The following is a 20,910-nucleotide window of genomic DNA, read 5'->3' on the forward strand; positions in this document are numbered from 1 at the left end:
TTCTTGGTATAACCTTTAATACCCACCCGCATAGCGGGTGGTTGTATATTTAAGAGGCTGACGCGACTTAAACTGGCTAAAGCCGATAATTATAAAGCGCTCGATGAGATTCATCGAGCGTTTATACCTGAAAAGTTGTCAACCTATATCAGGACTAGTCAAAGTTTAATCATTCTTCTCTTTATACATATCATGATTTCTCTTTGGATTATAGCTCTCAGTTACAACTCTTGGCTCTGGTTCTTTTGGTCTAAAAAAAGCTGTATTATCTGTTGGCCTTTCCTCTGGTTGCGTATTGTTTTCTTCGTTTGATGGATTGCTATCTGTACTACGGCTCATATATTGCTCCATATGATTAATATTAATTACTATTTTCCCATTTTCTCAATTGAGAAAGATATTTAACCTTATTATTTATTGTTTTTTCTCTATCTTTTGTACTCCTTTATTTTTTCCTGCTGTATATATAAAATCACTTAATACAGATTGATTTCTATATAAGAAATACTCAATATTATTTAAAGAAAAACTCAGACTGCTATCTTCTACTTGTAATTTTTTTCGAGGAGTAGAACCATCCAAATCCCATACAACATAAATCATTGATGATATAAGTAAAAAAGCAAATGCAGCACCTAAAAATGTGAATGAGTTATTTATCAATAACATTTTTTTTTCATTAATAGCATTGTTTTTATCTATACACTCAGACATTTGTTTGCATAAATTTTTTTTCACTTCTAAGGATAAATCAGGTAGTACTATTTTTTCCTCACTATTTAAATTTTTTAATTCTAGTTTTGCTATATATTGACTCATTCCTTCCCTATATTGAGTAAGACTTGAACATTCTGAGATCTTTAAATAATCATTTTTATTTTTTAAAACTTTGTATGTATAGTAAGCAGATGCAAGTATAGAAAGGAATGTGCATATTAAAGCCACAATACAGATAATTATGGGGATTTCGGTCTCATTATAATCCATTGATTTAAACATATAAAATATTGCAACAGAAAAGGCAGTGAATAATGTTACATTCACTTGAATACGTGAAATAACCCTATCTCTTTCTTCAAGTGATTTAAAATAAAGAGTTTCATACAAAGAATACAAACCATTCATCTCGATATCTCATGATTAATTATAGTTACATTAATATACCTTAAGTTTAATTAATAACCTAATTAATGTAATGAATATTGTTTTTGCACTCTAAACTATACAATTTCCATTTCGTGTATTTGTGTTAACACCAAAACCTTTCCAGTCAATATGTCCACTTCCCCTAAAATAAGACAGCTATAATTAGATTTTCGGCTCTTTAATTTGCAGAAGTCATCATGAAAAAAGTTCGTTTTACTGAAGCTCAAATCGTTAATATTTTAAAACTCGCTGATTCTGGTATGAAAGTGGAAGATATTTGTCGCCAAAATGGGATCAGTAATGCCACTTATTATTGGAAATCAAAGAAAGTATGGTGGTATAGAAGCCAGTGATGTTAAACGATTAAAAGAGCTCGGAGATGAAAATGTTAAACTGAAAAAGAAGTCAGCCTTGAAAATCATACCATGAAGAAGCTTTTCGTAAAAAAGGGTTGGTGATAGCTGAGAAAAAGTCCTGTGCTCAAGCTTTAAATAAGGCAAGGGTTATCAGTCATTAAGGCTTGTCTGCTCACGTCATTGCCTCCATCCACGTTTTATCGGAAGACTCAAGATTGGCGTGAGAAGCTGCGATTTCAAGGCTATTCGTTTAATCATAAACGAGTTTATCTCGTTTACTGTCGACTAGGGCTGAACTTGAAGCAACGGGTTAAAAAAGTACTTCCGAAGCGTGAAAAAAGACCATTAAAAATTGAAAATGTCCCGAATATTCAATGGGCATTAGATTTCATGCATGACAGTTTATATTGTGGTAAGCGTTTCAGAACACTCAACATTATTGATGAAGGAACGCGTGAATGTTTGGCAATTGAGGTTGATACGTCATTGCCCGCCGAGCGCGTCATTAGGGTACTCGAACGGTTAAGAACAGAAAGGGGGTTGCCAAAACAGATACGCGTGGATAATGGGCCTGAGCTAATCTCGATTAATTTATTGAATTACTGTGAAACTCACCACGTTGAGCTTTGCCATATTCAACACGGCAAGCCACAGCAAAATGGCTTTATTGAACGATCTAACGGCTCATTTCGCCGTGAATTTTTAAATGCCTATTTATTTGAATCATTAAGTCAGGTGCGAGAAATGGTGTGGTTTTGGCAGCAAGATTATAATCAGAACCGCACTCATGAAAGTTTAAATCATCTCCCGCCGGAGGCATACAGAAAACAGTTAGAAAACTCTAATTTAACGTGTCTCAATTAATGGGGAGTGGACATTACGTCATTACTCAAAAATTTAAGGCTATTGCGGAGTAACAACTCTATAAGGGGTTAATTCTCCTAGCCCTTATTCCCTCCCAAGACATAACCTTCTGTTTTTATATCACTTTCTTCTGAACCAAGATACATAGACTGTAACGAACAAAAGCGATTTTCTGTATGAACTGACAAATAATACAAGAAATGCGGGATCAAAGCTGTGGTGTTGTCTGATATGGATATCCTCTTTTTGTTTTGTAACCTCTCTCTGATATCATGTATAAATGTTTCTTTGCACGCGAAGAAACAACATATAAAAGTCTACGGGCAACATAATTTTGATGCTCTGAGCTACAATTTATAATATCATTCCAATTAGGTATTTTTCCATTTAGTAACCCAGTGCAAATGACCACTTCATACTCATCACCTTTTGTCGAATGACAAGTCGTGATTTTAACACCGTTTCTAAAATTGAAAAATAAATGTAATTCATTTGCTTTATAAGCCATTTTATACTTCAACATTCTTTTCAATGTGGCATTAATCAAAAGATCCATTTCTTGATAATAGTAACTATCATTACTTATACTCAAATTAATAGAATGGCAAAAGTTCGTTATAACCTCTCTCAACCAAACATCAATTTCACAATCATAATCCACTGATAATGATATTTTGTTTATCATCTTCAATATTTTTTTAGGAGACAAAGATTCAGTATAGGGTGCAGTAACATTTAATTCTTGAAGGAAATCTCGCAATAGCTTCTGTCTTGTATTAAAATTAGATGGAACCCTCTTAATTAAAAAGAGTTTAACTAAAGCAAGCCAGAGATTTTCATTGTTTTTAGGTATAGGAGAGATCATGACTCCATCAATTTCTATATCAGGATTAAGAGTAACAATATCATTTGAAAGTTTTATCACATCAAACCAACCAGGACACAGAATAGCAATTTCATTTGGAAGTACTCCCTGAGCTAAATGAGTTCTAATAATACCTGATACATAAATAGGCAGTTGAGTAACATCTACCTCGCTTTCTTTAAAAATTACTGAGTTGAAATCCTTATTATCTGAAAGTGAATTAATCTCATAATCTTCGTCTTTGTATTTACTATAAAAATCAATAATAGATTGGCTACTACGGAAACACCCCGTTAATTTCATCTCGGTTAGATTATCAAGTTTGAAACAATCAATTAATTCATCTCTATTCTTTACGACAGCCCCCAAACCAGTGTATATAGCTTGCTCTTTATCTCCAATAAAAGTAATCATTGTATTTTTCTTTAATACAATTTGTCTGAGTATTTCATATTGTATAAGAGATGTATCTTGATACTCATCGATTAAAATACACCTTAAAAGTAAAGACAATCTTTCACAAAGTGTATTATATTTTGTCAACACTCGACAAGTCAGATTTAATATCAAATCAAAATCGATTAACTTTTGCTCATACAAGTGATTATGATATTCTTTTACAACCAAATATTCTTTGGTCCCACGGGAATAAAGCTGACCAAGGTTAAAATCTAAATTAGTAAAAACTTTATCATTTGCAGATAGGCCATGTTTTTCTTTTAATTCATTTATGAGAAATTCCTTTTCATGCTCATCAATTACACTAAATCCTCGGCAAAGCCTTGGTATCTTATCTACATTAGGTTTTATAATCCAATTCAAACAAAAACTGTGTATTGTTCCAATCCATAACGATTCACTACTTATACCGAATGACATAATCCGTTCAAGAATCGTATCAGCTGCTATATTTGTATATGTAAGAGCAATTATCTTTTTTTTACCTATACAAAATAGTTCTTTATTTTCTAAAATAAAACAAAGTTTAGAAACCAATGTTTTTGTTTTACCCGACCCTGGACATGCCGTTAATAATAAATTCCCGTTGAATTTAACGGCATCCATTTGCTCAGAAGTTAAATTTCTATATGGCATAAACTATAACTCCAACAATCTTACAAAACTGTCATTGAAGTGTTTCTTATATTCTATCATTTTACTAGAAAAATCCTTTTCGGCATTTATACAATCAAATTCTTTAACCCCCATTAAAGACATATTGTAGTCAAGCATTTTTTGATATATAGGCTCGACATTTCTATCCTGAAGAACAAATTGAATGGCCTGTAAAATATAATCAGGAACACGATTATCAACACTAAGATGCTCTACCATTTCAGTAGCCAACCATCCCTTCCCTATTTTCTTTGCAAACTTTAATACTCTTTTATATCGAACTCTGAGATCAGATGAATTTACATCTGATTCAGCCTTTTTAAAATACGCTTCTTTTTTATACTCTGTTTTCATAACTTCTATAAACAAGTTATTGTTTTCATCGTAGCGAACAAGCTCAGTTTCGAAAGTATTTTCTGCGTAATGAACAGTAATAAACTCATTACCTTTAATATATTTATCTAACTCTTCTTTTCTTCGTAATCCATCATCTTCGGCATCTACCAGAGATTCGACAAAATCCGCATCAAAAATATTATCAGCTACTTTTACATAGGCCGAATCAAGATCCGTGAGAATAGCACATTTTCTTTTCAACCGTGTTTCATGGAAAAGATTAGAAATATGTTTAAAAACAGTGCCATCTACTTTGATAATACTTATGCCCAACTCATCTAAACTAATTCCTAAAGTTTCTTTTACCATTGCTGGTATTAAAATAAGTTCTGCATCGCCTTCTACTAGAATGACACTTTTAGCAAACAAAAGGTCACTACGAATTGCATCAAGATATCGTTCTACGGAAGAAATTTCTTTCGGCGTCAAACCAAACGATGGATGATATACATCAGTGAATCCTTTTTGGCGTGATAGTATATTCATTGATGATATTTTTGATACAGAACTAATTTGTGTTGAATGTGTAGAAACAAACACTTGCGTATTTTTAAAATTGAAGTTATCGAAAAGGGTTTTTTGGATATGATTATGAATATGTGCTTCAGGCTCTTCAATTAACAAAAAGTGAGTAATATGCTCTTCACTATCCCTTATTTCTTCGTATTCATATAACTTTAAAGCAAGATAAATTAAGTTTGCTCCACCAAGACTCAGATCATCAATCTTTCCTGAGCCATTGTAATCCAGAGAATCTTCAACTACTAAACCAAGTGATTGAATTAATTCTGTGAAATCCTCTGGAAGTTGTGAGGATACTAATATTTTAGGGGAATAAGTCGAACCTACTGTATTAAGTAATGAAGCAGATATTTTATTACTCAATCTCTCAATTTCAGGTATGGCAGAGATTTTACCATTGATCTCTTTAACATTTTCTACAATATCTTTTCTATCATCAATTTGTTTACTTTTTAAAGTAAGTAATTTATACAATGGATTCGTTTTATAATATTTAAGATCTGCAACTACATTCCTAAGTGCTTTTACATAAGTGCAAGCGACTTCGCTGCCTAAGGCAAAATAAGGAGGCTTCTTAACCCCTAATACAGTAGCATCATCATCATTAGGATTTGAAAAGGAGTAACTATCAAAATCCCCAACTACTTGTTTATAAATTTCGTCATTATTCAAATCAACCTTTGTTCTAACAAAAGCCACTGCTTCATATGTTTCTTTAGAAATAATATGATTAGATACAAATTCAGTAAAAGAATCGGATCTTGCTTCCACATTTTCATCTTCTAATGTTAACTCATACAATTTTTGACGAATATGGAATTTTGGTCGATATATAAAAGTGTAATTACCTTCCTTTATAGACTTATCATTACCATCATTTACTGTATAGTTGGCAAGGACCTGTTCTTCCTCCGACTCACTTAAATCATCAAAATATAGCGTAATTATGATCCAATGACCAAAAGGTTCGGATAATCCACAGTAGAAGTCCTCATTAGATAGAATCCTAGAATTCATTGGGAGAGAATCATCTAGAATCAATCTCATAGCATTAAATAAATTTGTTTTTCCCGAAGCATTTTCACCGATAATTGTATTCACTGAGTCTTTAACAAAGTAGAAATTTGAGCTTCGAAAGTTTTTATAGTTTCTAATAGCTAATTTATTGATATACATAGTAATCTATTGAGCCCTTAGCATAGTTTTACTACACATTAGATTACTCCATAGCCACCAAAAGCACAAAGCCATCAAATTCAAAAGTCTAGTTAAGTCAAATAAAAGCAAAGTAGTTTACAAGAGATACTAAAATAAAAGATAAAATACCTAATTGAAATTAGATTATAAAAACCAACGCAATGATTAAACCACTTTTAAATCAATAAATTATAATTAACAATAATTAATATTGACGATGTAACATAACTATCGGATATTAAGTGAACAAAAAATTTCAGACACATTCTACCAATGATCTTGATACTTACTGACAGTAATGATGTTCATGCAGATATAGTTTTGATGAAATTCGGTGATAACTATTTCCGTTTGAATTTGCCCTTAAAGATACCAAAATTAGCTTTGCTGGCTCTGAATGGACTATCTCCCAGAACGGAAAAACGATCAAAAATTCATCCGTAAAATGTGTTTGACCAAGGCGAGTATCTGTTCAAGTCAATTCTGAACAACAGCAAGATCAAAGTAATGGTTTCAGATTATGGCGATCTGAATGGAATAAAAGCCTTTTTGCTCTATATAATGCATTATCTGAATAACCATCGGCGAAAACGTGGATGGGATAATTCAACTACACCCAATTCATCAAATAGCCATTCTATATCAGCATGTTCAGGACATTTAACAAAACGTCGTTCAATTTCTGCCCAAATACCTGTTTCAGGTATTAAGAACATTGAACTTAAATCAACAGGAATAATAAAGATATCGTTAATTAGTTGCTTAAAATTTTCCCAGTGGCTAAAAAGTTTTAATGGCTGTAAAACAGTCGCCAATTCTCGACGATGTCTTTTCGAGATCTCGATGCTTAATTCATCCTCCCACAACAAATCTTGGATTTGGTTACGAACTCTTTCATTTAGAATTTGTTGTGCTAACAATTTTTCTGCAAACCTAGGTAATTCTGCGTCATCAAGTAAGTCAAAAGCTGAATATAATCGTTCACGCTTACTTCCACTATCCTCTGATATCGGCAATCCCAATTGACGGAAAAATTCAGGAAGCTCCTGGTGAGTGCAATGACCATTTAAATTTCCAACTTCTGGACGAAGCAATTCTTTTAAAGACAAAATATCCATTGTTCCTTGTGTCCTTATTTCTGATTTATCCCCCTATTATTAATTACATATTTTGACTAAAAATGTCATCATAGTAGCTATGTTCAGTTGGATAAGTTAGTTTTTGCCCTTTTCTTCAACTTTGCATATAGCTTGTTTGGTGTAAAAAATAGATATAGATTGTAAGTATCGCAATGCATTAAGTGAATAACCACTAATTCAGTAAATACTAAATAAACTTCAATAAATGCTTGTACAATTACTAAAGTAGATATAATACCAAACATACAAGCACTTTAGATTTAAAATTTCAATGAAACAAACAGATAACCAAACCAACCACTAACCTAAGAAAGCATAGAATATTTGAATAATGAAGAAAATCATCTTTTTAATTTTATTAACTATTTCTCCATCCGTATTCTCCTCAGCATATACCGCCGGAGAAATAAAAAGATTCGCCATTGCTTCCAATAAAGCTTACACAAAAGGAGAGTTATCCAGCAAAGAGCTTATGGAAGCATCTATATTCCAAGGATATGTTGCTGGTATATATGATTCTGGAGAAGGAATTTATTACTGCCCTCCTATTGATGCTACCCTAATAACGCTAAATAAAGGAGTTATCAGATACATTTTGAATAACAAAGTACCTGATTCTTCGTCAGGCATGTCTTTAGTTGTTAAATCATTAATGTCTGCATTTCCTTGTGGAAAATAAATAATAATGATAATAGCCCAAGGATGGGTTAGATGATTAATAAACCCTCTCTAAATAACGAATATACGACAGAAGCTCGTGATTGCTCTCCACTCTTTTGTTTTCTTAATTCTGATAAAGATACTTTTGGATTAGCTTTCATTAAATAAATTAGATTATTAGCATGCTTTTTTGATTCACTCACATTTCTCTTTGAATATTTATTCTTGGGAATATGTTTTATATATCCTAATTCACATAGTGCTATAAAAACACTTCGAGGACAGCTTTTAATCCTCTTGTCACTTTGTTTACCATGCTCTTTCTCCCATAGTTCATAAATATCATCATCTTTACTATACAATTTAGTTACTTGTACTGATATTTTCCCATAATCAATCGCCATACTTACCCCTCTCTCAAAAACTAATTTTCATTAAGGTATTATGATGTTAGATCAGATTAAAATAAATAATTTAAAACAAACTACAAAACCCTATTTATATTCCCCACATCAACCACCAAGCAGGTTGCGGGAAATCGGGATATCTCTTCTCCTGCAACATTTGTTGCCCATTTAATGCTTTCTTTATATCGAATTTGGAGCACATTTCCTTCTCTTCGAATAAAAGTTTCCATCAAAGCACCTTCAAAACCATCTTCACAAATTCCGGCCATACCTCCACCAAAAACAAAGGCTAAATCCTTTATATTCGGTAACGGATAATCCATACTTTCTTTTTGTGAAACAATAAAATAATCAACTATTTTCAATATTCCCCAATTTGAATTATAAACGGTCTTTTTTGTTTTGCTGTTTTTTACAACCAATCCATATTTTTCATTAAAAATATTGTTTGGCTGATCACCAAACTCATAAATATCAACAACGCCCTGTGAATCATAGCAAGGTTGTGATATATAAACCGCTTTCATCTCGTTATTTATAATTCTTGAGGTGATCCGAATAAATGCATGTTTAGGTGATATTGCTAATAATTTTGTATTGGGATGAGGAGGTATTTTAAACTCTTGGCTATATCCTTCATTATTTGATGTTATCCCACCAGCCATCCTTATGGTTCTTTTATCAAGACAGCACATCACTTGGTTATGGCTATCGATCTGAACTTGCCTATTTTCACCGCGGATGATTATTCCATATTTACTTTTCATTAATAAACACCATAGTAGAGTTTTATAATATCTTCATATTCACCATCAACTCCATTGGTATACATATTTTTTAATTCAAGTTTAATCACTCCATTATTTATCTCTAATTTAATATCACCTGCCAATCCCATCAAAAATGCCGAACCAAACCAAGCAAAAACCTTGCCATATTTATTTAAATCTTGATAATCGAAAATATACTCTTTTTGAGTATGTAGTGGGATGGGTGTGATATCATGATACCCGACTATTCTTCCTACTCTGTCTGAGGTATTTAATAAATCCATATCATATAATGTAGACCTAACCAGTACGCCATATTTACTCTTCATTGCTGATATCACCAATAATAACAACGTTATTTCCAAACTCATCTTTGACATATAAATTTTGTTCTGTGAGGGATGTACCACCATTACCGCCATAAAATTCTAATTTATTATTTTTCACGTCAATAATAAAACCTGACTCGTCGGGATAATAATTATCGGAAGTAATGGCTTCTGATAAGACTAATTTTCTGATCATGGCTTTATCAATTAATGCATCTCGAATAAAAAACTGTCCATTTTTTGCTGACATAAACAGTTCCATTCGATTATTTTTAGGATTATAAAAGGCAAAGTTATTGGCATTAAATCCAATATAGGAGGTGATCTTTTTATTTTTAATTTCAGCGCTCACCACAAGGCCACCAGCATTATATTTAATATTATCTTGGATAATGGTAATGTTCATTGAATGCCTCGCATATCCGCCTGATTGCGTAAATTGCGCATTCATCTTTTGATTAACAATACCTGACTGCTGATTAAACTTGGCTTGAACCTGTTGTTGATAAGTTGATTGTGCTTGTGTTATTGAGGAAATGGCTTCTTTTTGGGTAATAATATCCGCTTCCGTATTTTCTATTTGAGTTCGGATATCTTTAATATCTGTTTCAATCTGTTCACTGTATTTTTCAAACTTTCGAGATAAGCGGTATTCATTGTAACGCAGTCTTTTAACGGTGGTTTCATTCCAATCGACAGTTTCACTCAGTGTTTTCCATGCTTGGGTTTCTTGTAATTCTTTATCTAAGTTATCTAATATCTCTCTGGTGTAGCTTTCTGGTTGCCCTATTCCTTCCACAAATTCTGAACGCCCTACAGCGTTTATACTGCGAACATAAATATAATAGGTATGCCCTGCCTTTAGGTTGCGCCCTTGAATAACCCACATCGTACTGACACCTAAATATTCGGCACGACTTTCCACTTCGCAAATATCTGTGATCTGCTTTTCTGAAAACCAAAACTCATACTGTGCTCGTAAGCTATTTTGACCACCAGAACGCGGAATAATACCCAAGCTAAAATAACCTGACTCCACTTCAATATAACTCGGTGGTAGGGGTGGATTAATCGCAAATGAGGTTGTGGTCACCTCGCCTTTTTGTTTCCGATCATTTTGAGGTACAACGGATAAAACGTAATTTCCTTGAGGCAAACCACCAAAACGATACATCGTATCCGTGGTTGAAGCGGTACCGACAATGCGATAACCGGTGGTGAGTTTTAATAAAAAATCGACTCCTCGACTGGAATAAGGCGTGTTCCAACTCGCCTCCACTTGCCACGCACTCGCATCCGATTCGATATCCACAGAAAGGTTTTCAACCGGTGGAATAAATCCACCCAGTGGCGTATCGGGCTTTGGCTCAAATTTAGCGCCTTTATCAACAATCGCCTCTTTTTCGGGTGTGTGTTGCACTGCGATAACCGTAAAACTACCATCACCATTATCTGCCAAACTGATAGCACGAAATAATCGACGACGTAAAGACGGGAGCGTCAACGTCCAAATTCCGCCCTCGCGTAACCCTAACGGTAAGGTATCCAGCTTTATTTGGTTAGATGCGGGATAGCTCAACACTTCATAAGATTGTGGATCACCTTGTGCATTGATGAGCGTAACGCTTGATTTACCGCTTTTGGGTGTGTCGATATTACGATCTAAGGTTAATGTTTGAGAGGTATAATCAATGTGTGTTATGCGTCCACCGATTTGATTATCGGCATAATAATTATCAGCAATTTCAATAATATCACCCGGAATATGACGCAAGCCTTCACTGCCGACAGTAAACTCAACTGTCTGTGTCTCTAATTTTTCCGTGGTTAATAACCACAGACCGTGACGATGAGCCTGCCCTCTGCTAGTGCAACCAAAGGCATCGACGCGCATCACATTACGCCCAAAACGGGCAATACTGGCATCATCTTCAACCAGCTCAACACTGGTTTTCCAGCCATTATCGGGATCAATAAAACGAACCTCGACAGCAGTATGACGCGATTTTAATGCACTAAAACTATACTGAAAGTTACCCTCAATCACATTGGCGTTGGTATAGGGCCACACCACATCAGACGGTCTATCTTGAATAAAGGTTAATGTTCGCCCATTCCAGACAGGCATAATGCGCATCATGGCACACATATCACCCATGACATCATAGGCTTTGCGCATATCCGTAATGTAAGCATTACACGTCATACGGGGTTCTTTTCCACCGAACCCATCATCAACCTGTTCATCACAATAACGACCGATTGCATACAGGGCGAATTTATCGACTTCACTAATATTAAGACGTTTCCCCATGCCATAACGCGGATGGGTTAATAAATCCCATAATATCCATGCGGGGTTGTTAGTAAATGCGGGCTTAAAGGTGCCATCCCAAATTCCCGAGTAAATCCGTTTATCTGGATCATAATTACTCGGTACCTGAATAATACGACCTTTAATTAAATAATTACGGCGTGGAAATTTATTGCCAAACTGTTCACTATCAAACATTAATCCTGCAACAGCAGACCCCGGATAGGTTTGTGAAATATCGACTAATTCAGAATAACTTGACCAAATGGTATTATTTTGAATTTTGTCAGACGTGCTGTCTTGAGTGATACGGATCATGCGCACACTGAATGGCACGGGGGGTAAATTATCCAACACAACGGCCATTAAGTAAGGTGAGTTAGAGCGTTTGCCATTAATCGTGACGTTTTTCTCTGTTATCCATGCCCCATTGCGCTGAATTTGGATTTGTAATTGAACAGAAGTCGGTACGCGATCACCATTATCTTTGGTTTCAACCAGAGCTTGTGTACCAAAGGTTAGACGTAAACGGTCAATATTGGGTGAGGTAATAGTACGAGTGACGGGGGAATTATATTTAACTTCGATACCCACCGGCACTTCATTCGCAGACGCAGTAAAGCCACTCATTGCTGGTTGTTCTAATGTCCCTGCCCGCCATTGTGCATACATTCCATTAATGGTGCTATTGCCAGAGCCGTCTATCACAGGTGTATCATCCAAATAAATACACCCTAAATCATCCATCGAGCCTTGAATATGAATAGGACCTTCAATCGGTCCCTCACTGATTAAATCAATTAATGAGGCTTTTTGGCGTGATGTTAAATCGTTTGGTGCCTCATACGGTGTTTTTTGACCGCCACCACCTTTACCCATGATACGAACTCCTCTTATCCACCGTGTTTGCCTGCATCAATATCTTCACCGTCACTGTCATCCATAATTTCAACAGATTGTGAAATGACACGTGAGCCACACATAATTTCGCCATACGCAATGGGCACCGGCATCCCTTGAGCAACCGCGTTATCAAGATTACTAAAATAGGTATTGCCTTTTTCTTCATCACTACGAGATAAATTAGGTGGCTTAGGCGCGGGGATCAGCATTTGAGCGACACCACCAATCATCATGGCCGCACCACCCGCCATCAAAGATGTGGCAACGGTTGCGGAGATCCACGCAGGCCCCCACCATCCCAGTGAAAATAAGGCGGCACCCGCAACAAACTGAAAAACGCCGACGTTTTTAGCCCCTGATAATTTCGGCACAATATGGACGACCGCATTATCAGGTAAGGCTTCATTGAATTTTTGGTGAACTTCTTGCGGGGAAATATCAGTACCCGCAATGCGGACTTGATACCAACCATCACGAATCGCTAAACGTAAGGCTGGAATTTGAATAAAAAGCGCGTGAAGCCCTTCAGAAGCAGTATTCACATTTAAATCAAAGCGACGTCCAAATCGTTGCAAATTCCCGTAAAGTCGGAAGGTTGCCAATCTCGGTAACGCCAGATTGAGTGCGTCATTCGTTGCCATCGTTCGTTATACTCCTCGCGTTTGCTAAGTTGATTAGGAATGTGGTGCAAAATTGTTTGATTGCCTAAATAGATCCCTGCGTGATTAGCGCGAGAGCTGGCATAGCAACACAAAATAATATCGCCGGGTTGCGCCTCTTTTTTGACCTGCCGAAAACCACTGTTCGCCATATTGTCGAGGTACAACTCTTTACCTTGTCGCCACCAATTATCATGTCGCTCAAAATCAGGCAATTCATGCCCAGCTAAATGATAAGCATCACGAAACAACCCATAACAATCGATTGAGCCATGAATAAATTGGCGACCTAACAGATGAGGCACTGGCTGATAGCTGTGAATTTTTTCATTACAGGCCACCCACCACGGCAACGCGCTGTTCACCTGCAGTTGTCGGTCTAAGGGACTGAGATAAGGCTGACCATCGGGGTGACTGTGTACAACCGCAATCACCTCACCCTGCTGTTCGGCGCGAATAAAATCATCAAAAGAAATTGTGAAATGGTTTTTCGGATCAGCATGCTGATTAACGCAAGGTAAATACTGTTCACCCTGCGCGGTACTTATCAATAAACCACACGCCTCTAAGGGCGCTTGCTCTTTTGCATGCGCCAAAATTGCTTGTTCAATCATAAGAAACACCTTAGGAGGGAATTAACTGTTACCAATGCGGGACGTGGAAACAAATGCCCCTATGCGGGATTCGTTTTTTCGTAACTTACAGTCACTCAGACGCTTACCGCATTTATCTTTTAATGGATCCGTGGTCGGTTTTCCCCATTCATCGGCAACAGGAGGCCCTTTATATCCACACTCTTCTGAGCGATATCCCCAAGGGCAGATATCCGACAAAATCACGCGACCAGGAAGCATCAATCCGTCGGTTTCACTGGGTGTCGCCAACATAAAGGTAGCAGTTACTGAATTTAAACTGGTCATCTGTTCGATGATCCAACGTGTCACAATCTCTTGTGAAGGGTCAGCGTTAGGATTGCCTTGAGGAAAATTTACCGCATCTAAAAATTGGGTGCTGACAATGCGACGTACCACCAGCCCACCAATTGCACTATCTAGCTGACTGGCAATACCAGTAATGAGCCCGAATAAATTAGACAATGTAATAGTGGGTCGCCCTGAGGGGCCTTTGCCATTGAAGGTAAATCCCTCACCTTTCACGGGGTAAGGTTCATAGGTATTTCCTTGCCAGATTAACGGTTCTTTACGCTGATTGAGTCCATCAAAAAAGCGGTACCGAATACCGCCTATTTTGGTTAAATCAAATTCGTAAAGTTCAAGCAAAGCATCAGTGGAGGAGAGTTCGGTAACACTAATTCGCATTTCAGGAGGAATATGTTGCATATTAGCTCCAATAAAAAACCCGCCGAAGCGGGTCAGGGTTACAATACTTTTTTATATTATGAGCAATAATTTAAGGATGATGACGATAATATTCATATTTAAATAAATTATGAATTAATATCTTTCATATAAGAAGACAAATGAATTAAGATTAAAGTATTAATGTTTTAATTATATTTTAATTGAATGATTAGGATTTTAATTATTTTATTCTTCGTCTATCTACTGATTGTAATACACTGAATTTTCTTGCTTGTATAATATTCTCACTTTCTTTTTTATCTTCATTTTTTAAATATATAATTTCTCCTGAGTCTTTATTTCTCAACCACTTACCATTCAAGTCTATGGCGACTTCAGCATATAATGCATCTGAGTTAGGGAGTTTTTTATAGGAAAGTCCTGTATATGCCCATAATTCTGTTCTGTTCATCTTACACCTCGGATTTTAGATCTGCTAGATAGTTATCTTCTTTTTCATTATCGTTTAAATTGTAGCTATTTAATAATTTAGAGTACAGTATTTTCAATGACATTAATACTGATAGATTGTGGCATAATGGTTTTATTGTTGAATAATATACTTCTGACTTAATTTCATTTTCTAAAAAATTAACTCTATCGACATAAATATTTATAACTCCTGCTATCTCTTCAAATACAATAGGTATTTCTAATGTATTACAATCAATATCTAATCTCCCAATAGGCACCGAAAGTATTGACTTAGTTCTATCTTTATCTCTTTCATAATACTTACGAATATCTTGTTCATATACTCCTGTAAGATGCTCTCGATATGTGGGCGATTTTTTTAATCGATTAAGATAATTATCGACACACTCTTGTATGTTTTTTATATAAACTTCACGTGCAGTAATCACCGCCTCTGGTGCGCCAAATAGATTGGGATGCTTTATCTTTCCAACCTCTTCAGTGGTAGAGAATGGCATGCAAATTGGATATGAATTACTGTTCTTTCCATTTTTATAACAGTTTGAAAATTGATGTTTTTTATTCAATTCACAGGTAAATTGTTGCTCACATATTAAAACATGATCGCAATGTTCTAAGCGAGATTGAAGATTTGATGAAAACAAGAAAAAAGGTGAAGATACAACGGCATTCTTACTAAAAATAGAATGATTTTCTTGTTTATAAACATCCTCACTTTGAAATGTATTTAATAATGATGATGTTGGAACTAAAGAAAAAAGATTACTTTTTATCGTAACATCATCATTTCCTTCTAAAAAACGATGAGTCACTTTTAATATTGATTCCTGCACGGTATCTATAGCACTGTCTAAAGTGTCATTATACCTATTAACTAGTTCTTTATTTCCTAAAATAGATCCCACTTGATGCTTTTCTGCTTGCATAATTTTTCTTAAATCCTGTATACAGGAATTAATAACACTTAACATATTAATACACTGTGTTCCATTTTCATTAACGGCATTATATGAAGCACGAGTTTGATTTGTATGTTCTTTATGCTGACTATAAATATAATGCAATACGCTCAATACCAAAGCAAAAGTCACAGGAATGGCAAAAAAGAGACTTTCAAATCCCCATACTTCACCATCAAACCACTGTTTTTGTAATTGTGTACCAAAAACGGATACGCTAGATGCCCAGAATATTCCAATAGCTGCTAGTAATAAATGCCCATAAGCAGAGTGAGTCATACTGGCAAGTCTCATTACCCATACACTTCTTTTCTTTCGTAAGAAAATCACGCATGCAATAATTCCAAATAATATAACAATAAATACTATAATACCCATATAGCCCATTTGGATATATTTCTCACTTGAATAATTCAAAGTTTACCATTCCCTGTTATTTAAATAATAATTAAAAACATGTTGATTGATACTCTATTTTTATCTTATCTCTTAAACTATTATCTTTAGTTTCTATGACTAACCTCCAAATAATTTTATTAACTAATAAAATAATATCGATATCATATTTATTCCCGAATTCATCATAAATAAAATTCTCTTTCATTATGGAATAAAAAACATTACCATCATTAGATATAATCAGAGAAGGTATACAAACAATTGATACCTCTATATCATTATTATAAATAATAAGATATCCACCATATATGGTTGGAGAACATTTCTCCCCTATTAATTTAAATTTAATATACATTCTCCTCGTTAATTTTTAATTGATGGTACTTTAATAATTTATAGTTAATAAAAAAATCATTTTCCTCTTCTATTCTTTATTTTCAGATTGATTACACAGTAATAATTAATTTTATTAATTTACCACTTGTTCAAATTCAGCTTCAATTTCACTGCGCATTAGTTTGATTTGCTCTGACCATTTACGACAAATCACTTTGATATAGTCAGATTGGTATGGAGGTTGCCAGAGAAAGGCTTTAACACCTTGATGTTTTGCTAAAAAACGATCGATTTCTTGTGATCCAGCGTGAGTCGATAGAAATGTGACATGATATTTGACTGTATTAGAATTTAACCCATCAGGCCGTCGTTGTTCATAACCCTCTCCCAGTTTTACCGATTTTACTCTGGGTTCAGATACTTTGGTCATATCAGGTTTCACTTTCCATTTAAAAACGTCCATATACCTCCTACATTCCACCACCGTCACGGCGCTGACTTAAAATATAATCTTGAGCTCCCCGCTTGCTTATCTCATAGATTTTTTTCAGCACATGAGGGCTAATTTGTCCCTGACTACTTTCATTTTGAATAGTGACATTATTGATTTGAGTGAATCCTGCACCTTGATTCGGTATTTTAGCAACAACACCTAATTTGCCATCAATCCCTCGGCGAAGAGGAAAAATACCTTCAGGCCCAGCTTCCCCCATCACTCCTGCGCCTTTAGCGAAGGCAAATAATGTAGGGCGATTGACGATGTGTCCACTATAACGACTAAGACTTGATGAGGAATAAACACCCCCTTTCGCATTAGCGACTGGCGCACTAAAACCACCAAAGCCAAAGGCTTCTAGGCCTTTTATTAAAGCCATTTTAACTAAGATATTCGTGATCATTTTAAATATCGATTTAGTGAATGCTTTAAAATCAGCTTCTCTTTCTACTAATACATCTGTTAACTGGCTACTAAATCCGTCTAATGCCATTGATGTGGCATTTTTAACTTGCGTGTTAACATCTAATGCCGTTTCACAATAATCAGCCCACGCACTTTTTGCCCCTGCTAACCAGTTGTTTCGTTGATTGTCTTCCGCTTCAAATGTTTTTTGTTGCTCTGCAACCATCATAGATAATTGAGGATTATCTTTATTGTCTATTAATAATTGTTCTCGCTGATTATTTCGTTGAATTTCTTGACGAGAAAGTCCTGCATTTGCCTCTATTGCTTGACGTTTTTTAATTTGTTGAGTGAGATATTTTTCAGCTTGCGCTTGCATCTTGTTTAAGCGTTGCTGTAATACGATTTCATCACCAATTAATGCTAATTTTTCTTTTTGTGTGAGGATATTATCTTTGTGAGCTAATAACGATTTTTCAGTTACCGTTAATTGCCGAGACTGAGAGGCTTGTTCTAAGAGGGTAAATTGCGCTTGTTGTTTTTGTAAGTCTTTACGTTGTTGGCTAATTTGTTGATATGTATTGTGATGTTTTCTGAGTACATCAAGTTGGGCTTGTAATGCGAGTAAGTCACGTGAGGCATTCTCTTCTTCGCGCTTCCCAGCAGAGACGCGATTTCCATTTTCTCGTCCTCTTCTTGGTATTTGACGATCTCTTAATCGGTAATTGATCATCGCTTTAGCTTCTTCGTACTGCTCTTTGGTTAAGGCATGTTTCTCTTTTTCTAATTCAGCTAATTTTTTTAGCCGTTGTGTTTCCCAACTATAAAAACTTCGCCATTTTTCTTGTAACCTGATTTGGTTCACTTCTAATTGATTTGCCACCACTTCTGCTTGTTTTTGTGCATTTTTAAGATCAATATCGCTCACTTGCTCTTTTAAAGTAGCGATTTTTACTTTGATTTCATCAAGACGATATTGCGGAGTGATCACGATATTACTGAGGCTCTTTAATAATGACTCTTGCTCTCTAATTTGATCATTTAATGTTTCTGTACGCCCAATATTGAGCATGGCATCCCAGCCTTTTTTCGCTGTATTTTTTATCCCTAGCCATGCCGATTCTAAATACCCAAGATTTTCAACAATATCATTAGCACCATCATTGATAGCTTGGGCATAAGCATCAATTGCCAATCGTGCTGCTTCGGTTTTATTACCTTGCAATTCGAGTGTTCTGATTTGCTCTAATTGGGATGCTGTGAGATGATGATTCGCTTTTTCTAATTCAAGCGACATTTGAAGTGGTTCATCTTGCAAGCGTTTAAACTGATCAATCGTGGTATCAATCGCCTGCCCAGTGATGTAATTCATCTGTGCGGCCGCTTTTGAAACACGAGAAATTTCATTATTTGAAAATACGCCTGTACCGACCACACTCGAAATGGATGTTGCCATTTCACCACGCGTAATACCGCCACCTGCAAGGGTTCGCGCCATTTCATTTAATTGGCTGGCAGATTTATTGGCGTAGTTACCTGTTAAGATCAACTGCTTATTAAATTGAGAAAACTCTCTTTCTGCATCATAAGCTAATTTTGCAACGCCCGTTAACCCTGCGGTGATCCCCCCCCCAAATACCACCACGAACCAGTGAGCCCATATTAAAGGAGTTGGCAATACTTTGAAGACGACCAGATAATGACTTGCTGTTTTTATCAAACTCTTTAGTTTCTTTGTTCGATTCATATAATCGACGAATATAGATCTCGGCTGAAGAACTGACACCTAGTTGAGAGGCTTGATAACGCAACATCTGTTCACGACTTAAATTTTGAGTGGCAACCTGTTCTTTTAGTCGCTGAATAAACCGTGTTTTTTGTTGTGTTAGAGACTCTTCTTCTCTGCGTAACTTCATTGACTCTGAAGTAATAGCAGAAATAAGCACCTGATAATCGCGTTGATGGATAGTGCCTTTCTTCACTTCTTGGTTTAACTGAGCCTGAATGGCTCTTAACGCTGATGCACTACCTGATAATCCTTTAACGGCTTCGATTTGTTTGTAGTATTTTTCAGTATTCGCGTCTTGTTGATCTTGTATCGCCTTTATTCTTGATTTAGTGACATTCTGAATTTCGACAAACTGCTCACCTGTAATTTTGAGCTTGTCATAAGCCTTTGTTGATTTATTTAAAACCTCAGTGAGTTGTTCGAGTGCATTTCTCGTTTGCCCAACACTTTGAGCTTGCTCTAAAAAAGCATCGGCTTGTTTGCGTGATTCAATCGCTGAACGCGCTTCTTCCTGTGCGATCCGCTGATAGTAATCAGCCCGTTGTTGCTGGGAAATTTCTTGTTGATTGTTAAGTTCTTGAAGAGACTGCGCAGTACTCTCTGCTGAACTGCGAGCAGATTGCGCTTGTTGTTCAACCAGTTGAGCCATGCGTCGTTGACTGGCTTTGGCTTTTTCTGCGGTTTCTTGCAGTTGACGTTCAACACGCCCCATTTGCTGACCAAACTCTGCGGTATCCGCACTTAAATTAATCGTGAGATCGGCTATTTGTTGGCTCATACCTTATTCCACCTGCCATTCCTTCGCTAATTGTCATCATTGTTTCAGCCTTCATTTCGTTAGTATTTTCCTTATTCAATAAGGTGAAGTCGGTTAATGAACAATTTTCCTTCCCTGTTAATGCCGTCATTATGGTGCAATTTAATCCCGCAAACGCCCAATCATAAAAAGGGAGCGTAAACGGTACTTCACCGAAATAACGCCCCCAATCCGCAAGTTCACTAGACGACATTTCACTCAGCATTTTATGCCAATCTAATCGCCTAAATTCATGAGCTAAACGTAAAATAAATTGATGTTCACGGGTTC

The 20,910-nt window shown here is 35.8% G+C and carries 19 protein-coding genes and 1 pseudogene; 2 read left to right on the forward strand and 18 right to left on the reverse strand.

The annotated features are described in order from the left end of the window. Positions 1-165 precede the first annotated feature (165 nt). Together CUB63_RS17495 and CUB63_RS06050 are read right to left on the reverse strand one after the other, a co-directional pair. Complete coding sequence (locus tag CUB63_RS17495) at positions 166-339, reverse strand: hypothetical protein (protein WP_157955974.1); 174 nt, start codon at positions 337-339, stop codon at positions 166-168. Positions 340-414: 75 nt separating this feature from the next. Continuing rightward, positions 415-1,125 carry a hypothetical protein gene (locus CUB63_RS06050; protein WP_109399551.1) on the reverse strand — a complete coding sequence of 237 codons (711 nt, stop codon included), beginning with the start codon at positions 1,123-1,125 and terminating at the stop codon, positions 415-417. Between the two features lie 218 nt (positions 1,126-1,343). Here CUB63_RS06050 and CUB63_RS06055 point away from each other — a divergent pair. Further along, positions 1,344-2,366: pseudogene (locus CUB63_RS06055) on the forward strand (IS3 family transposase). Positions 2,367-2,574: 208 nt separating this feature from the next. On the opposite strand, the gene CUB63_RS06060 reads toward CUB63_RS06055, so the two are convergent. The 3 genes from CUB63_RS06060 to CUB63_RS06070 all read right to left on the reverse strand — a co-directional run bounded on the left by CUB63_RS06060 (position 2,575) and on the right by CUB63_RS06070 (position 7,580). Continuing rightward, a complete protein-coding gene (locus CUB63_RS06060) occupies positions 2,575-4,326 on the reverse strand; it encodes a UvrD-helicase domain-containing protein (protein ID WP_232240049.1) in 1,752 nt (583 codons plus the stop codon). 3 nt (positions 4,327-4,329) lie between these two features. Further along, the gene (locus CUB63_RS06065) at positions 4,330-6,441 is read right to left on the reverse strand and encodes an AAA family ATPase (RefSeq protein ID WP_109847673.1); all 2,112 of its coding nucleotides are present in this window, start codon (positions 6,439-6,441) and stop codon (positions 4,330-4,332) included. 587 nt (positions 6,442-7,028) lie between these two features. Next, positions 7,029-7,580, reverse strand: a complete 552-nt coding sequence (locus CUB63_RS06070) for a hypothetical protein (protein ID WP_109399549.1) — start codon at positions 7,578-7,580, stop codon at positions 7,029-7,031. Positions 7,581-7,932: 352 nt separating this feature from the next. On the opposite strand from CUB63_RS06070, the gene CUB63_RS06075 reads away from it, so the two are divergent. Further along, positions 7,933-8,280 (forward strand): Rap1a/Tai family immunity protein, encoded by a 348-nt coding sequence (locus tag CUB63_RS06075; protein ID WP_109399548.1) that lies wholly within the window; start codon positions 7,933-7,935, stop codon positions 8,278-8,280. Between the two features lie 28 nt (positions 8,281-8,308). Here the strand turns inward: CUB63_RS06075 and CUB63_RS06080 are convergent, their stop codons facing one another. The 13 genes from CUB63_RS06080 to CUB63_RS06140 all read right to left on the reverse strand — a co-directional run bounded on the left by CUB63_RS06080 (position 8,309) and on the right by CUB63_RS06140 (position 20,845). Beyond that, positions 8,309-8,665: a DUF6979 family protein gene (locus CUB63_RS06080; protein ID WP_109399547.1), complete on the reverse strand. Its 357-nt coding sequence runs from the start codon at positions 8,663-8,665 to the stop codon at positions 8,309-8,311. 80 nt (positions 8,666-8,745) lie between these two features. Next, on the reverse strand, positions 8,746-9,435 hold the full coding sequence (locus CUB63_RS06085; protein ID WP_109399546.1) for a hypothetical protein: 690 nt from the start codon (positions 9,433-9,435) through the stop codon (positions 8,746-8,748). Continuing rightward, complete coding sequence (locus CUB63_RS06090; RefSeq protein ID WP_109399545.1) at positions 9,435-9,767, reverse strand: hypothetical protein; 333 nt, start codon at positions 9,765-9,767, stop codon at positions 9,435-9,437. Before CUB63_RS06090 ends, CUB63_RS06085 begins: the two co-directional genes overlap by 1 nt. Then, complete coding sequence (locus CUB63_RS06095) at positions 9,757-12,960, reverse strand: TipJ family phage tail tip protein (RefSeq protein WP_109399544.1); 3,204 nt, start codon at positions 12,958-12,960, stop codon at positions 9,757-9,759. Before CUB63_RS06095 ends, CUB63_RS06090 begins: the two co-directional genes overlap by 11 nt. Positions 12,961-12,974: 14 nt before the next feature. Beyond that, a complete protein-coding gene (locus CUB63_RS06100) occupies positions 12,975-13,625 on the reverse strand; it encodes a tail assembly protein (RefSeq protein WP_193524908.1) in 651 nt (216 codons plus the stop codon). Then, positions 13,529-14,257, reverse strand: coding sequence for a C40 family peptidase (locus CUB63_RS06105; protein WP_109399542.1), 729 nt, complete (start codon positions 14,255-14,257; stop codon positions 13,529-13,531). Before CUB63_RS06105 ends, CUB63_RS06100 begins: the two co-directional genes overlap by 97 nt. Positions 14,258-14,278: 21 nt before the next feature. Then, positions 14,279-14,983, reverse strand: a complete 705-nt coding sequence (locus CUB63_RS06110) for a phage minor tail protein L (RefSeq protein WP_072069159.1) — start codon at positions 14,981-14,983, stop codon at positions 14,279-14,281. 202 nt (positions 14,984-15,185) lie between these two features. Next, entirely contained in the window at positions 15,186-15,416 is a 231-nt protein-coding gene (locus tag CUB63_RS06115) for a hypothetical protein (protein WP_109847674.1), read from the reverse strand. A 1-nt stretch (position 15,417) separates the two neighbouring features. Then, positions 15,418-16,815, reverse strand: coding sequence for a hypothetical protein (locus tag CUB63_RS06120; protein WP_157955975.1), 1,398 nt, complete (start codon positions 16,813-16,815; stop codon positions 15,418-15,420). 451 nt (positions 16,816-17,266) lie between these two features. Continuing rightward, entirely contained in the window at positions 17,267-17,596 is a 330-nt protein-coding gene (locus CUB63_RS06130; RefSeq protein WP_109399539.1) for a phage tail protein, read from the reverse strand. A 7-nt stretch (positions 17,597-17,603) separates the two neighbouring features. Then, a complete protein-coding gene (locus CUB63_RS06135) occupies positions 17,604-19,679 on the reverse strand; it encodes a phage tail tape measure protein (protein WP_170110783.1) in 2,076 nt (691 codons plus the stop codon). Further along, a complete protein-coding gene (locus CUB63_RS17565) occupies positions 19,618-20,601 on the reverse strand; it encodes a coiled-coil domain-containing protein (RefSeq protein WP_170110784.1) in 984 nt (327 codons plus the stop codon). Before CUB63_RS17565 ends, CUB63_RS06135 begins: the two co-directional genes overlap by 62 nt. Further along, the gene (locus CUB63_RS06140) at positions 20,570-20,845 is read right to left on the reverse strand and encodes a phage tail assembly protein T (RefSeq protein WP_232240050.1); all 276 of its coding nucleotides are present in this window, start codon (positions 20,843-20,845) and stop codon (positions 20,570-20,572) included. Before CUB63_RS06140 ends, CUB63_RS17565 begins: the two co-directional genes overlap by 32 nt. Positions 20,846-20,910 lie beyond the last annotated feature (65 nt).

Origin of the sequence: Proteus penneri, from assembly GCF_003144535.1 — a bacterium.
Classification (GTDB): Bacteria; Pseudomonadota; Gammaproteobacteria; order Enterobacterales; family Enterobacteriaceae; genus Proteus; species Proteus penneri.